Genomic DNA, 13518 nt, shown 5'->3' on the forward strand with positions numbered 1-13518 from the left:
CCCAAAATGGGCGTTTCCCCCCCTATGGCGGGCACAAACCCCACTTTTCGGGAGCAAACGTGGTCGGAGCCGCCGGGTCGGACGTCGGGTCGGACGTGGGGTCCGAGCTGGACCTGCGGTTCGGGGCGGACGGGAGGAGCGCGCTACGGGCGCGGCTGGTCGGTGGCGGCGAGGAACGCCTCCACCAGCGCGGCGCCCAGCGCGGCGCCCGGCCCCGGCGACGTGCCCTTGAAGATCGAGGCGGCGGCTCCTCCGCACGCGTACAGGCCGTCCAGCGCCGACCCGTCGGTGCGCAGCACGCGGGAGCGCTCGTCGATCAGCAGGCCGCCCTTGGTGCCCCGGTCGCCGGGGTAGACCTTGACCGCCCAGAACGGGGGTTTGTCGACCTTCGCCGGGGTCCGCCGCTTGCCGGTCTCCCGCGTGCTCGCCGCCCAGGCCGACTCCCCGCGAGAGAAGTCGAGATCCTTGCCCTTGGCCGCGAACCCGTTGAAGCGGACGGCCGTCCCCAACAAGCCCGCTCTGTCGACACCGAGCGACTGGGCCAGGTCGTTGAGCGTGTGGGCGCGGACGATCTCGCCCGACTCGATGGCCTTGCGGGGTGTCGATCCGGCCGCCCACGGGCCCAGCTCGACGGACTGGCGGTGCCGGTTGTCCATGATCAGGAAGGACGGGACCGCGCGCATGCCGCGGCTGCGCTCGTACAGCGCCCTGCCGGCGGTGTTCGCCGGCAGGGACTCGTCGAAGAACCGATCGCCGGCGGCGTCCACGATCAGGCAGTGGGGACGCCCGCGCACCTCATCGAGCGACCACGCCCTGCCCTCGGCGAGCATGACCGGGGTCCACCACGCTTCGTCGAGTTCCGCCGCCGCGGCCCCGCGGGCGGTCGCGAGCTTCAGCAGGTCGCCGGTGTTGTGGTCGGCCCCTGAGGTCGACCACGCCTGGTCGGTGGGCAACGGCAGGTACTCCTCGCGCAGTCCCTGGTCGTGCTCGAAGCCACCGCTGGCGAGCAGGACCCGGCCCGCCGTCACTGAGTGGTCGGCGCCGTCGTGACGGACGACGACGCCGCTCACCGCCTCGCCAGAGATCAGGAGGTCGACCACGGGGGAGTCCAGCCACACGTCCACGCCATTGGCGGTCGCGCGGTGCAGCAGGTGCACCGCGAGGGCCTCACCGGCGGTCCGGGTGGCATGGCTGCCCGGCAGGAACCGGCCGAGTCCGCCGGGACGCTCCCCGGACGTGCGCAGCGACTCCTCCCACGGCCCGAGTACGCGGCGGTCGAGCGAGTGGGGCGCGAGCACACGGCCCTGGGTCCTGCCCCCCGGCAGGTCGGGGTGGTGATCGGGCAGGCCCCTCACCACGGCGAGCGGGACGTTGGACGAGGTGAGCCAGCGGGCCAGCTTCGGCGCGGTCCGGGTGAACGCGCCGCGGCGGGCGGCGGAGGACGCCGGCGTGGTCTCCCCGAGCAGGGCCTCGACGTAGATGTCCGCGTCGGCCGTCGAGTCCGGAGCGAGCTTCGCCGCCAGGTGGTTGCCGGGCAGCCAGACGCGTCCGTCCGAGATCGCCGTGCTGCCGCCGGCGAGCGGGTCGGCATCCACGACGAGGACGCTGCTGCCGAGGCGCCGGGCCGCGACGGCGGCGAGCAGGCCGGCCGCACCGGCGCCGACGACGACGAGATCGAAGTCCGCTGCCATGGTCAGCCGGCCAGCGCGTGCGCGAGCGCGACGAGGGTGCGCACGGCCGCTCCGGTGGCGCCGGAGGGCGTGTAGTCGTAGGCGTTGCCCTCGTTGAAGGCAGGGCCGGCGATGTCGAAGTGGGCCCACGGGATGTCGGCCGGGACGAACTCGGAGAGGAACGCCGCAGCGGTCAGCGCACCGCCGTACCGGTTGGCCGTCGACTTCAGGTCGGCGACCTTCGACTCCAGCTTGGGGCGGGCGTCCTCGGGGATCGGCAGCTGCCAGAACTGCTCGCCCGCAGCCTCCGCCGCGTCGAGGATGAGGTCGGCGGTCGCGTCGTCCCTGGCCATCAGCCCGGTCACCCGCTCGCCGAGGGCGACCATGCAGGCGCCGGTGAGGGTGGCCACGTCCAGCACGAGGTTCGGGTGTTCCTCGGACGCCTTGACCAGCGCGTCCGCCATGACCAGGCGTCCCTCGGCGTCGGAGTTCCCGTTCTCCACGGTCGTGCCGCCGTACATCGTGAGCACGTCGGAGGGCCGGTAGGAGCTGCCCGAGGGCATGTTCTCCGCCATCGAGGCCCAGCCGGTGACCCGGATCCGCAGGCCGAGCTCGGCGATCGCCGCGACGGTGGCCAGCACGGCGGCCGCCCCGGCCATATCCGTCTTCATCGTGTACATGCCGTCGGCGGGCTTGAGGTTGAGCCCGCCGGTGTCGAAGGTGATGCCCTTGCCGATCAGGGCCAGGTGGAACCGGGCGCCGCGGGGTGCGTAGGTCAGCTTGACTAGGCGCGGCTTGCGCTCGGAGCCGCCGCCGACGGCGAGGATGCCGCCGAAGCCCTCCTTCTCCAGCGCCTTCTCGTCCCACACCTCCGCGCTGAGCCGGGCGTTCCGAGCGAGCGAGCGGGCGGCATCGGCGAACGTCTCGGGGTACAGCAGGTTGGCCGGGGTGTTCACCCAGTCGCGGGCCGTGTTCACGGCCTTCGCGGTGGTCACCGCGAGGTCGAGGGCCTGCCGGGCTTCGGGTCGCTTGTTCGGGCTGACCAGCGTGACCTGGCTGATGCCGGGGACCTCAGGGGCGATCGGACGGTAGCTGTAGGCGCCGAGCAGGGCGCCCTCCACGGCCCCCTTGATCACCTCGGGCTCGGTGGTCTCCAGGCTGATCGTCACGGTCTTCGGGGCAGGTGCGGCGAGGCCGGCGACCACGCGCACGGCGGCGCCGGTCGCGCGGCGCACCTGTTCGGGCGTGACGTCGATCGGCCCGAGGCCGACCACGACGACCCGCAGCCCGGCGGGGGCGGGGACCAGCACGGTGCGGCCGGGCGTGGCCGAGCCCCCCAACTGGCGGGCGAGCTCGGCGAGGTCGGTGCCGAGCGCCCTGGCGAACGACTTCGCGAGGTCGTCGGGCAGCCCGACCAGAACCTCGCCGTCCGAGGCCTCCGCCAGCCCGACCACGAGAATGCCCGGATCCTTGGCGACACTGGTCGACAGGGTGATGGTGGGCACGGTGGTGGACGTCACGGCGGGATCCTCTCTTCGCGGCACGGGCGCTCCGGTGCGAGTCCTGAGCCTAGTCCGGAGTTGTCCACAGATGCTCGGAAACTCGTCGCGGTGATCGCGAGGAGTGGGGCTGCGCGGGGTTGGACGAGCTCCGCGTCGCTGACAGCTCCCGGTGCGGACGACCTCGCCGGCCGACCTGCTGGGCCCGTCGTCACGGGTGGGTGCAGACTTCCGGTGTGACCGACTTCAGCTTCGCCACTGCCGGCCGGATCTCCTTCGGGGTCGGGCGCCGTTCCGAGCTCGCGCCGGCTGTCGCCGCGCTGGGCTCGCGTCCGTTCGTGTGCACCGGCTCGGACCCGACCCGGTACGCCGACCTGCTCGCCACGCTGCCGGGAGCTGCCACCTTCGCGGTGAGCGGGGAGCCCACGATGGACGTGGTGCGCGCAGGCGCGCAGGCCGCCCGCGAGCACGGCGCCGACGTGGTCGTCGGACTCGGCGGGGGAGCGGTGCTGGACGCGGCCAAGATCGTGGCGGCCCTGGTCACCAACGGCGGCGACCCGCTGGACTACGCGGAGGTGATCGGACAGGGCAGGCCGCTGTCCGTCCCCTGCCTGCCGTTCGTTGCCCTGCCCACCACCTCGGGCACCGGCTCGGAGGTGACCGCCAACGGTGTGGTCACCTCGACCGAGCACAGGGTCAAGGTGAGTCTGCGCTCGCCGTCCATGCTGGCCCGGGTCGCGATCGTCGATCCCGAACTGACCCTGGCCTGCCCGCCGGCCGTGACCGCGCACGCCGGACTGGACGCGCTCGTGCAGTGCATCGAGCCGTACGTGTCGCCGTTCGCGAACCCGCTGGTCGACGGCTTCTGCCGCGAGGGTGTCCGGCGCGCGGGATCGGGGCTGCGCCGCGCGTACGCCGACGGTTCCGACCTGGCCGCGCGCACCGACGTCAGCCTGTGCTCGCTGCTGTCCGGGCTGGCGCTGGCCAACGGCAAGCTGGGTGCGGCGCACGGGATCGCCGGGCCGCTCGGCGGCTACAGCGGGGCCCCGCACGGCGCGATCACGGCTTCGGTGATGGTGGCGGTCTGCGAGTTCAACATCGCGCACGGTTCGGATGGGGTGCGCGATCGTTACGCCGAGGTGGCCGAACTCCTGACCGGGAACCGCAGCACCGACGCGCTGCTGGACTGGTGGAACGAGACGACCGCGGAGCTCGGCGTGGAGGGTCTGGAGTCGCTCGGTCTCACCGAGGACGGCATCCCCGCCGTCGCCGAGGCCGCGGCGAACGCGTCCAGCACGAAGGGCAACCCCGTCCCGGTCACGCCCGAGGACTTCGCGGAGATCCTGCGGCGCTCGCTCTAGGCTGGCCCGGACACGAAAGGGCCGCCGATGACCGAACCGCTCCACTCGCCGCTGCACGACCGCCACGTCGCCCTCGGCGCGAAGTTCTCCGAGTTCGGCGGCTGGCTGATGCCGTTGCAGTACTCGGGCGTGGTCGCCGAGCACCGGGCGGTGCGGACGGCGGTGGGCGTCTTCGACGTGAGCCATCTCGGCAAACTCCGGGTCACCGGGGAGGGCGCAGCGGCCTTCGTGAACCGCTGCCTCACCAACGACCTGGGCCGGATCGCGCCCGGACAGGCCCAGTACACGCTGTGCTGCAACTCTGCCGGCGGTGTCGTGGACGACATCTTCACCTACCTGATCTCAGCCGAGGAGGTGTTCCTCGTCCCCAACGCCGCCAACAACGACACCGTCTTCGGCCTGCTGGCCGCGGCCGCACCGGAGGGCATCACGGTCGCCAATGAGCACACCGGGCATGCGGTGATCGCCGTCCAGGGCACGAGCTCGGACGAGGTGCTGGACGCCCTCGAGCTGCCCACCGGGCACGACTACCTCACCTTCGTGACCGCCAGCTACGCCGGCACAGAGCTGATCGTGTGCCGCACCGGCTACACCGGGGAGCGTGGCTACGAGCTGATCGTTCCGGCCGCGTCCGCCGGCCTGGTGTGGGACGGGGTGCTGGCCGCGGGGGCCGAGTACGACCTGCTGCCGTGCGGGCTCGGCGCCAGGGACACCCTGCGCACGGAGATGGGCTACCCGCTGCACGGCCACGACCTCAGCCCGGAGATCTCCCCGGTGATGGCCAACCTCAACTGGGCGGTCGGTTGGGACAAGGACGAGTTCTGGGGCGCGGACGCCCTGCGCACGCAGCGGGCGGAGAAGTCCGGGCCGCTATTGCGCGGCCTGAAAGCGGTCGGACGTGGCATTCCCCGTCCGCACATGCAGGTCGAGGCGTCCGGTGACGCCGTCGGAGCGGTGACCTCCGGCACCTTCTCCCCGACCCTCGGCACCGGCATCGCGCTCGCCCTGATCGAGCGCACCGTGAAGGTCGGCGACACCGTCGACGTGGTCGTGCGCGACCGCCGGGAGGCTTTCGAGGTGGTCAAGCCCCCGTTCGTCGAACCCGGCGTCCGGGAGGCGTAACGGTCGCCAGGAGAGCAAGCGGGCCGGGCGCCGGGGTTCAGTCCAGCCGGGCCGCCCGGACCAGTTCCGCGGTGTACTCGTGCGTCGGCCTGGTCAGGACGTCGCGGGCCGGTCCGCTCTCGACGACCCGGCCGTCCTTCAGCACGAGGACGCGGTGGGCGATCGCCGCGGCCAGCGCCAGGTCGTGGGTGATGAACACCATCCCCAGGCCTCGTTCGGCCTGGATCCGCTGGAGCAGGGCCACGATGTCGGCCTGGACGGACGCGTCCAGCGAGCTGGTCACCTCGTCGCACACCAGCACCTGGGGGTCGGCCGCGAGCGCGCGGGCCAGGGCGGCCCGCTGCCGCTGGCCGCCACTGAGATGCTGGGGCATCGCGTCCGCGTGGTCGGCCCGCAGGCCCACATCCTCCAGCAGGCGGACGGCGAGGTCGGCCGCGTCCCACCGGTTCAGGCCGCGGAGGTACTGCGCGGCGATCGCCACCGACGCCCCCACCCGACGGCGCGGGTTCAACGATCCCCACGGGTTCTGGAACACGTACTGGAGTGCCCGGCGCTGGGCCCGGTCCCGGTGGGCGACGTCGGGGGCCAATTGCTCGCCGTGCAGCAGGACGCGTCCGTCGTAGTCGGCGTGCAGCCCGCAGATCGCCCGCGCGGTGGTCGTCTTCCCGCTACCGGACTCGCCCACCACGGCCACGCACTCGCCGACGCCGAGGCTGAGGTCGAGGTCGTGAGTGATCTCGACCGTCCCGTACCGGGCGGACAGCGCCCGCACCCCGAGCACCTGGCGGTCGTCGGCCGCGGGGGCCGCCGGGGCGCCGCCGAGGCGCCACGCGTCCAGCAGGCGCCGGGTGTAGGGGTGCCGGGCGTGGGCGAGGACCGCCTCGACCGTGCCGGTCTCGACCACCTCGCCGTCGTGCATCACCACCAGGCGCTGGGCGACGCGGAACAGCAGCGGCAGGTCGTGGCTGATGAACACCACCGCCGCCTGCTGCTCGGCGGCGAGGTCGCGGGCCAGATCGGCGATCAGCAGCTTCGTGGTGACGTCCAGTCCGGTGGTCGGCTCGTCCATCACGACCAGCGACGGCTCCAGGCAGAAGGCGAGCGCGATCGCCACCCGCTGCTGCTGGCCGCCGCTGAGCTCGTGCGGGTAGCGCCGGGCGAACGCGTCGTCGGCGGGCAACCCGACCCGGGCGAACAGTTCCGCCCTCCGGCTGGACGCGAACGGCACCCGGTGCGCGCGGTGGAGTTCCGCGAACGACTCCTCGATCCGCAGGTGCGGGGCCAGCGCCCCGGAAGGATCCTGCGGCACGTACGCCACCCGGCGGCCGCGCAGGCCACGCAGCACGGGGCCGGCGACCGGGTGGTCGCCGATCACCTCGGCGTCCACCACCTCGACCCGGCCGCTGCGCCGGCGCAGGCCGGGTCCCAGGTGGCCGAGCAGGGCCAGGCCGAGGGTGGACTTGCCGCTCCCGGTCTCCCCGGCGACGCCGAGCACCTCGCCGGGCGCGAGTTCGAGGTCGAGCCCGGCGAGGATCAGCGGTCCGCCTGCGCCCACCCCGATGCCGAGGTCGGCCACCCGCGCCACGGCGTTCATCGGGCCGACCTCGCGGCGAGGGCGCGGGCCAGGGCGTCGCGCAACACGTTCATGCCCAGCAGGAAGGCGGCCAGCACCGCGACCGGCGCGACCACAGCCCACGGCTGGAGGGCGATCCCGCCCTGGTTCTCATGGATCATGGCTCCCCAGTCCACGTCGCCGCTGCCGAAGCCGAGGTAGCTCAGCGAGGCCAGCGCGACGAAGCTGATCGACGCTCGGACGCCGTACTCCACCAGCACGGCCGGGGCGACGTTCGGCAGCACCTCGCGGACGACCAGGGCACCCGTCCCCATGCCGACCGCGCGCGCGGCGCGGTAGTAGTCCTCGGTGACCACCCGCCCGGTCGCGGCGAGGATCACCCGCGCGGTGTAGGCCACCTGCGCGAGCGCGACCGCGATCGTCAGGGTGAGCGGCGCACTGCCGAACGCGGCCAGGACCAGCAGCACGAGCAGGATCTGGGGGATCACCATCACCGAGTCGCTGCAGAACAGCAGGACGGCGGCGAGCCGGCCCTGCGCGACCCCGAGCAGGATCCCCAGCAGTACCCCGGCCAGCACGCCGAGCGTCGCCGCGGCCAGTCCCTGCAGCAGGAACACCCGGCCGCCGACCAGCAGCCGGCTGAGCACGTCCCTGCCGAGCACGTCGGTGCCGAGCCAGTGGTCGGCGCTCGGCCTGCTGTAGAGCCGGCCGACGAACTGGCCGGGCTCGTGAGGGGCCAGGAAGGGCCCGAGGACGGCCAGCGCGGCCACCAGCGCCACCACGACGCAGCCGCCCCAGAACCGCGGGTCGCGGCGCAGGAAGCTCCACACCGAGGTGGACGCCCGGGAGTGCTGCGCGTGTACGACGCTCATTCCGAACTCCTCAGCCGCGGGTTGGTGAGCAGCCCGACCAGGTCGGCCAGCAGGAAGGTGACCAGCAGGATGGTCGCGATGCCCATCGCGATCACCTGCACCACCACGATGTCGCGCGATCCGACCGCGCTGACCAGTTCCGAGCCGATGCCGGGGAAGGCGAAGACCGTCTCGACGGCGACCACGCCGCCGAGCAGGTAGTTCACGGTGACGCCGGCCACCTGGGCGACCGGGCCCCAGGTGTTGGGCAGGGCGTAGCGGGTGAGCAGCCGTGCGTCCCCCAGCCCGCTGAGCCGCGCCCAGCGCACGTAGTCGCCGGCGAGCTCCTCGCGCAGCAGGGTCTTGGTCGCCTCGGTCAGGTGCGGCAGGGCGATCAGCACCATGGTGGCGATCGGCAGCACCAGCAGTCGCGGCTGCGTCCACGCCAGGTGCCGCGGGTCGAGCGGGGAGGTCGGCGGTAGCAGGCGGAACAGGCCACCACCGAACAGCACGACGAGGACGATGCCGACCACGAACTCCGGCAGCGAGAGGATCACCTGGACGGCGCCGGAGATGCCCACGTCCAGGCCGCCACCGGCCCGGCGGGCCGCGAGCAGGCCGAGCAGGAGGCCGAGCGGCAGCGTGATCAGCAGGGCGACCAGCACCACGGTGGCCGAGTTCACGACCCGGACCCGCAGGAGCTCCGCGACGGGCGTCCCGGACGCCAGCGAGGTGCCCAGGTTGCCGCTGAGCAGCCCGGAGACCCAGTGCAGGTACTGCTGCCAGGCCGGCGCGTCGAGCCCGAGCTCGGCCCGGAGCCGGGCCAGCTGTTCTGCGGTCGCGCCCTGCCCGAGGATCGTCCGCGCGATGTCGCCGGGCAGGGCCTGGGTGGCGGCGAAGACGATGACGGAGACCGTCACCAGCATGGCGACACCGGTGAGCACCCGCCTGATCACCAGGCGGGCGCCCACCGTTCGAGAGTCCTGCATCGTCCCGGATCAGCCCTGGAGGGAGAGGATCCGGAAGTTGTAGCCGAAGGCGCCGTCCGAGTTCGGGTAGGCCTGCGCCCCGGTCACGGTCGCCGACAGGCCGACCACCGTGCTCAGGAACAGGGGCACGATGTAGGCGCCGCTGTCGTACTCGATGGTCTGCATCCGGGCGACCAGCTCCTTCCGTTTGGTGTCGTCGACGGTCTGCACGGCCTCGTCGTACAGCTTGTCGAACTCGGTGTCGGTCCAGTGCGAGGAGTTGTACGGCGCGGTCTTCGTGACGGTGAACGCCGCCTGGTCGAAGATCCCCAGGAAGCCCCAGTAGCTGAGCGACAGCGGGTAGGTGCCGTAGGCGTCACCGTAGAAGGTGGCGCTGTCGACGAAGGTGTACTCGACGTCGAAGCCCGCGGCCTTGGCCTGCTCGACCAGCGCCTCGTTCTGCCGCTCGCTGGTCGGCTGGTTGTTGGTGCCGACCAGTTCCACGGTCACCGGCAGTGTGTAGCCGGCATCGGTGAGCAGCTTCTTGGCCGCCTCCGGGTCGTAGCTCCGCTGCGGCAGGCTGGCGTTGTACATCGGGTCGAACGGGTTGAAGATGTCGTTGCCGAGCTTGCCGTAGCCGTTGTAGACCTGATCGATCAGCTGTTGCCGGTCGACGGCCAGGCGCAGTGCCTGCCGGACGACGGGATCGTTGAACGGCTTCTTCCTGGTGTTCATCACCCAGGTCAGCGAGCCGCTCGTGGAGTAGTCGAAGACCTGGTAGCCGTCCACCCCCTTCACGGTGTCGACCAGGGACGGGTCGAGGCTGGCGTCGACCTCGATCTGGCCGGCGGTCAGTGCGGACGCGGCGGAGGCGGAGTCGGGGAAGCTCTTCACCTCCAGCTGGTCGACCCCCGCCTTCCCCGCGAAGTAGTCCGGGTTGGCGGTGAACGTGAGCTGGACGCCCGGGTCGTTGCTGGCCAGCACGAACGGACCGGACCCGACCGGCTTGGTGGCGTCGAAGTCGGACGGCACGATCGCCATCGTCGGGCTGGCCAGCGCCTCGGGGAAGGTGAGCGTCGGGTACTTCAGGGTGAAGGTGATCGTCTTGGCGTCGGTCGCCACCACCTTGTCGGGGTCGACGAACGGCAGCGAGCCGGACGGTGGCAGCTTCTTGCTGAACCAGCGCTTGACGGTGGCCACCACGTCGTCGGCGGTCACGGTCGTGCCGTCCGACCAGGTCGCGTCGTTGAGCACCACCGTCCAGGTCTTCGCGGTGTCTCCCGGCGTGACGGACGCGGCGAGCTGCGGCTTCCACGCGCCGTCCGTGCCGTACTCGGTGAGCGTGTCGAACAGCTGGCGGGAGAGGATGTAGCCGCCCGTGGTGGTCGCCTCGGCGGGGTCGAGGGCGTCGGAGTCGCTCAGCGAGACCACCCCGACCCGGAGGACGGTGGGCTCGGCGCTCGTGGACGCGGAGCCGGTGGTGGTCGGTTCGGCCGAGCAGGCGGCCAGCAGCGCGGCGGCCGCGGCCAGGGCGGTGAGCCGGCCGAGGAGCCTCGGCCGTCGGCGGGTGGGAGCGCCTTCGGCGTTCCCCGGTGCGAGTGGTGCGTGTCCCATGGTCATCTCATTTCGCGGTTCGGATGTGGACTCGGGAGGGCGAGGGTGTTGGCCGGGGAGGGATGCCGGCCAACACCGCTTCGGCGGCTCAGGAAGGGGTGGGTTCCTCCAGGGAGAGCCAGATTCTGGTGCCGGGCTCCAGCCAGGCGCGGGTGCCGATCTCGTCGAGCTTGTCCGCACCCTCCACGACCCAGCCGATGGCCGAGACCGGCAGCGGCTCGGGCGGGATGTCGTTGCCGTACATGATCGAGATCTGCTGGCGGGGCCCGTAGTAGGAGACCGCGCCGCGGATCTCGGTGCCCTTCGCCGCCACCTCGGCGGCGAGGTCCTCGGGATAGAAGATGTTCTCCCAGTCGGCGAGGATCTTGGTCTGCATCAGCAGCAGGTCGCCGGTCAGCTTCCCGTGCTGCAGGTAGGTCGCGAACGGCAGGGCGTCGGCGATCTTGGCCGCGAGCTCGGGAACCTTGTCCTCCCAGATCTCGATGACCGCGACGTCCTCGCCGCCGAGGTTGAAGGTGATGCGCATGGAGGTGCCTCCTCAGGCCTGCTGGGCGTCGGCGATCCGACGCAGGGGGTTGACGCGCTTGAAGCCGTTGACCAGGCCCCAGGGGAAGCCGATGTCGACCCAGCCGTGGACGCGGTTCATGTAGGTCATCACCGACTGGGTGAGGTCGGCGAACTCCTGCAGGTTCGCCGCCTTGCGGATGCCGCCCACGTAGAGCTTCATCACCTCGCCGGCCTCGGGGAGGCCGACGTAGTCGTTCATGTTCGCCTTGTACTGGCCCATCTCGTCCATGTAGGCCACCAGCGTGGCCAGGTCGGACTCGGGCCGCCGCGTCGCGGTCACCCACGCGAACCAGAGGATCTCGTCGGTGAGGGTGCGCAGTTCGTTCTCGGCGAAGATCATCGTCGAGAGGTAGTTGTTCTTCGCCCCGGTGCCGCGGGGGACGACGCCCGAGCACAGGTCGAGCACCTCCTGCGGCGGGGTCTCCCAGATCGCGTCACGGGCCGCGTCGATCTGCGCGATCACCTCAGCGACCGTGCCGACCTCCCGGCGGACCTCAGCTTGTGCAACCACGGATTCCGTGCCTTTCTCGTCGCTTCCCGGCCGGACCGGCCGGGCTGTGTTGCGGGGTCGAGCCCGCGACACGACGATAGGGCCGAAATCGACAGTTTTTCAGTACGTGTGATTAGCTTTCACTGAGTGGTAACACGGGTGAAACACGCTGCCACTGGCTGGAAAATAGGATGCGGTCGAATCGACATGGAGGTCACCGAATGACTCAGGACCCACCCCCCACGTCCGCCCACCGCAGGGTCGGCCGACCGGCCGCCAACCCGGCGGCGGACGCGACCTCGACCAGGACGGTCGACCGGGCGCTCAGCCTGCTCGACGCCGTGCTGGCCGCCGAGGGAGGCAGCACCCTGACCAGCCTGGCCCGATCGGTGGCGCTCTCGCCGAGCACCGCGTCGCGGTTGCTGGACACGCTGATCCGCCACGGCCTGGTGGGCCGCGAGGACGACGGCGGCTACCGGACCGGCGTCCGGCTCAAGCAGGTCGCCGCCGCCGCGCTGCGTGACGACCCGCTGTACGAGCTCAGCCAGCCACATCTCGAGGCGCTGGCCGCCTCGACGAGGGAGGTGGCATCGCTCGGCATCCCGCTGGGTCCCGACGAGGTGCTCTACCTGCGCCAGGTGATGGCCCCGGGCCAGCTGGTCCAGGCCATCGGCTGGGTCGGACGCACGATTCCCCGCCAGGACACCGCGCTCGGCATGGCGATGGACGGGCTGGTCGGCCCGGGTGGCTACGCGGTGTCCAGTCGCGAGGAGAACGAGGTGGATGCGGTGGCCGTGCCCGTCCACGACCACCGCGGTGTCGTGGTGGGCGCGCTGAGCGTCAGCGCCCCGCGCTACCGGACCAGCCTGGCCGACCTGCACCGGTTCGGTGAGGCGCTGGCCGGCCACGGTGCTCAGCTGTCGGCGGGCCTCGGGGCGTCGGCGGAGGTCACCACGCGGCTCACCAGCGGGACCCCCGGCCGGTAGGCCAGGTGCAGGTGGCTGGGGGCGTCCAGCACGGCGAGGTCGGCGCGGGCGCCCACGCCGAGGTGGCCGACGTCGGTGCGTCGCAGTGAGGCCGCGCCGCCCGCGGTCGCCGCGCGCAGGGCCTCGGTGGGGGTGAGTCCCATCTCGCGCACGGCGAGCGCGATGCAGAACGGCATCGAGGAGGTGTAGCTCGTGCCCGGGTTGCAGTCGGTGGCGATCGAGATGGTCACGCCCGCGTCCAGCAGGCGGCGGGCATTGGGATAGGGGTGCCTGGTCGAGAACTCCACCCCCGGCAGCAGGCCTGCCACGACGCCCGCGCCGGCCAGCGCGCTCACGTCGGCGTCGGTGAGGTAGGTGCAGTGGTCGGCGGCGGCCGCGCCGACCTCGCAGGCCAGCTGCACGCCCGGCCCGTGGCCGAGCTGGTTGGCGTGGACGCGGGGGCGCAGTCCGGCGGCGATCCCGGCCTCCAGGACGGTCCGCGCCTGGTCGGCGTCGAAGGCGCCGCTCTCGCAGAACACGTCCACCCACTTCGCCAGCGGCGCGCACCGGGTGAGCATCTCGCCGGTGACCAGCGCGACGTACTGGTCGGCGCCCGAGCCGGCCGGCACCACGTGCGCGCCGAGGAAGGTGGTCTCCCCACTGAGCCCCGACGCCACCCGCAGCAGCCGCTCCTCGGTGTCGACGTCGAGCCCGTAGCCGCTCTTGATCTCCACGGTCGTCGTGCCCTGGCGGCGCAGCTCGGCCAGCCGGCGGCGGGCCAGCCGGTCGAGGTCCGCCTCGGTCGCCGCCCGTGTGGCCGCGACCGTCGTGCGGATGC

12 protein-coding genes are annotated in these 13518 nt (G+C 72.2%); 3 read left to right on the forward strand and 9 right to left on the reverse strand.

The genetic code is table 11. The annotated features are described in order from the left end of the window. Positions 1-143: 143 nt before the first annotated feature. Both QM633_RS10685 and QM633_RS10690 read right to left on the reverse strand, forming a co-directional pair. Positions 144-1691: an FAD-dependent oxidoreductase gene (locus QM633_RS10685; RefSeq protein ID WP_415153740.1), complete on the reverse strand. Its 1548-nt coding sequence runs from the start codon at positions 1689-1691 to the stop codon at positions 144-146. Between the two features lie 2 nt (positions 1692-1693). Continuing rightward, positions 1694-3190: a leucyl aminopeptidase gene (locus QM633_RS10690; RefSeq protein ID WP_415153741.1), complete on the reverse strand. Its 1497-nt coding sequence runs from the start codon at positions 3188-3190 to the stop codon at positions 1694-1696. 215 nt (positions 3191-3405) lie between these two features. Here QM633_RS10690 and QM633_RS10695 point away from each other — a divergent pair, with 215 nt between their 5' ends. Both QM633_RS10695 and gcvT read left to right on the forward strand, forming a co-directional pair. Then, the gene (locus QM633_RS10695; RefSeq protein WP_415153742.1) at positions 3406-4530 is read left to right on the forward strand and encodes an iron-containing alcohol dehydrogenase; all 1125 of its coding nucleotides are present in this window, start codon (positions 3406-3408) and stop codon (positions 4528-4530) included. 27 nt (positions 4531-4557) lie between these two features. Next, positions 4558-5652, forward strand: coding sequence for a glycine cleavage system aminomethyltransferase GcvT (gcvT, locus tag QM633_RS10700; RefSeq protein WP_415153743.1), 1095 nt, complete (start codon positions 4558-4560; stop codon positions 5650-5652). A 37-nt stretch (positions 5653-5689) separates the two neighbouring features. Here the strand turns inward: gcvT and QM633_RS10705 are convergent, their stop codons facing one another. The 6 genes from QM633_RS10705 to QM633_RS10730 all read right to left on the reverse strand — a co-directional run bounded on the left by QM633_RS10705 (position 5690) and on the right by QM633_RS10730 (position 11736). Then, complete coding sequence (locus tag QM633_RS10705; protein WP_415153744.1) at positions 5690-7246, reverse strand: ABC transporter ATP-binding protein; 1557 nt, start codon at positions 7244-7246, stop codon at positions 5690-5692. After that, on the reverse strand, positions 7243-8097 hold the full coding sequence (locus QM633_RS10710; RefSeq protein ID WP_415153745.1) for an ABC transporter permease: 855 nt from the start codon (positions 8095-8097) through the stop codon (positions 7243-7245). The genes QM633_RS10705 and QM633_RS10710 overlap by 4 nt, the downstream gene beginning before the upstream one ends. Further along, positions 8094-9047 (reverse strand): ABC transporter permease, encoded by a 954-nt coding sequence (locus QM633_RS10715; protein ID WP_415153746.1) that lies wholly within the window; start codon positions 9045-9047, stop codon positions 8094-8096. The genes QM633_RS10710 and QM633_RS10715 overlap by 4 nt, the downstream gene beginning before the upstream one ends. A 27-nt stretch (positions 9048-9074) precedes the next feature. Beyond that, positions 9075-10658, reverse strand: coding sequence for an ABC transporter substrate-binding protein (locus QM633_RS10720; RefSeq protein WP_415153747.1), 1584 nt, complete (start codon positions 10656-10658; stop codon positions 9075-9077). Positions 10659-10746: 88 nt separating this feature from the next. Then, positions 10747-11184: a hypothetical protein gene (locus QM633_RS10725; protein WP_415153748.1), complete on the reverse strand. Its 438-nt coding sequence runs from the start codon at positions 11182-11184 to the stop codon at positions 10747-10749. Positions 11185-11196: 12 nt separating this feature from the next. Then, positions 11197-11736, reverse strand: a complete 540-nt coding sequence (locus tag QM633_RS10730; protein WP_415153749.1) for a hypothetical protein — start codon at positions 11734-11736, stop codon at positions 11197-11199. Positions 11737-11936: 200 nt separating this feature from the next. On the opposite strand from QM633_RS10730, the gene QM633_RS10735 reads away from it, so the two are divergent. Continuing rightward, positions 11937-12701 carry an IclR family transcriptional regulator gene (locus QM633_RS10735; protein ID WP_415153750.1) on the forward strand — a complete coding sequence of 255 codons (765 nt, stop codon included), beginning with the start codon at positions 11937-11939 and terminating at the stop codon, positions 12699-12701. Here the strand turns inward: QM633_RS10735 and QM633_RS10740 are convergent. Then, positions 12629-13518 (reverse strand): amidohydrolase family protein (locus QM633_RS10740; RefSeq protein ID WP_415153751.1); only part of this gene is annotated, 890 nt, incomplete at its 5' end. The genes QM633_RS10735 and QM633_RS10740 overlap by 73 nt on opposite strands.

Origin of the sequence: Propionicimonas sp. (assembly GCF_047606205.1) — a bacterium.
In the GTDB taxonomy this organism is placed as follows: Bacteria; Actinomycetota; Actinomycetes; order Propionibacteriales; family Propionibacteriaceae; genus Propionicimonas.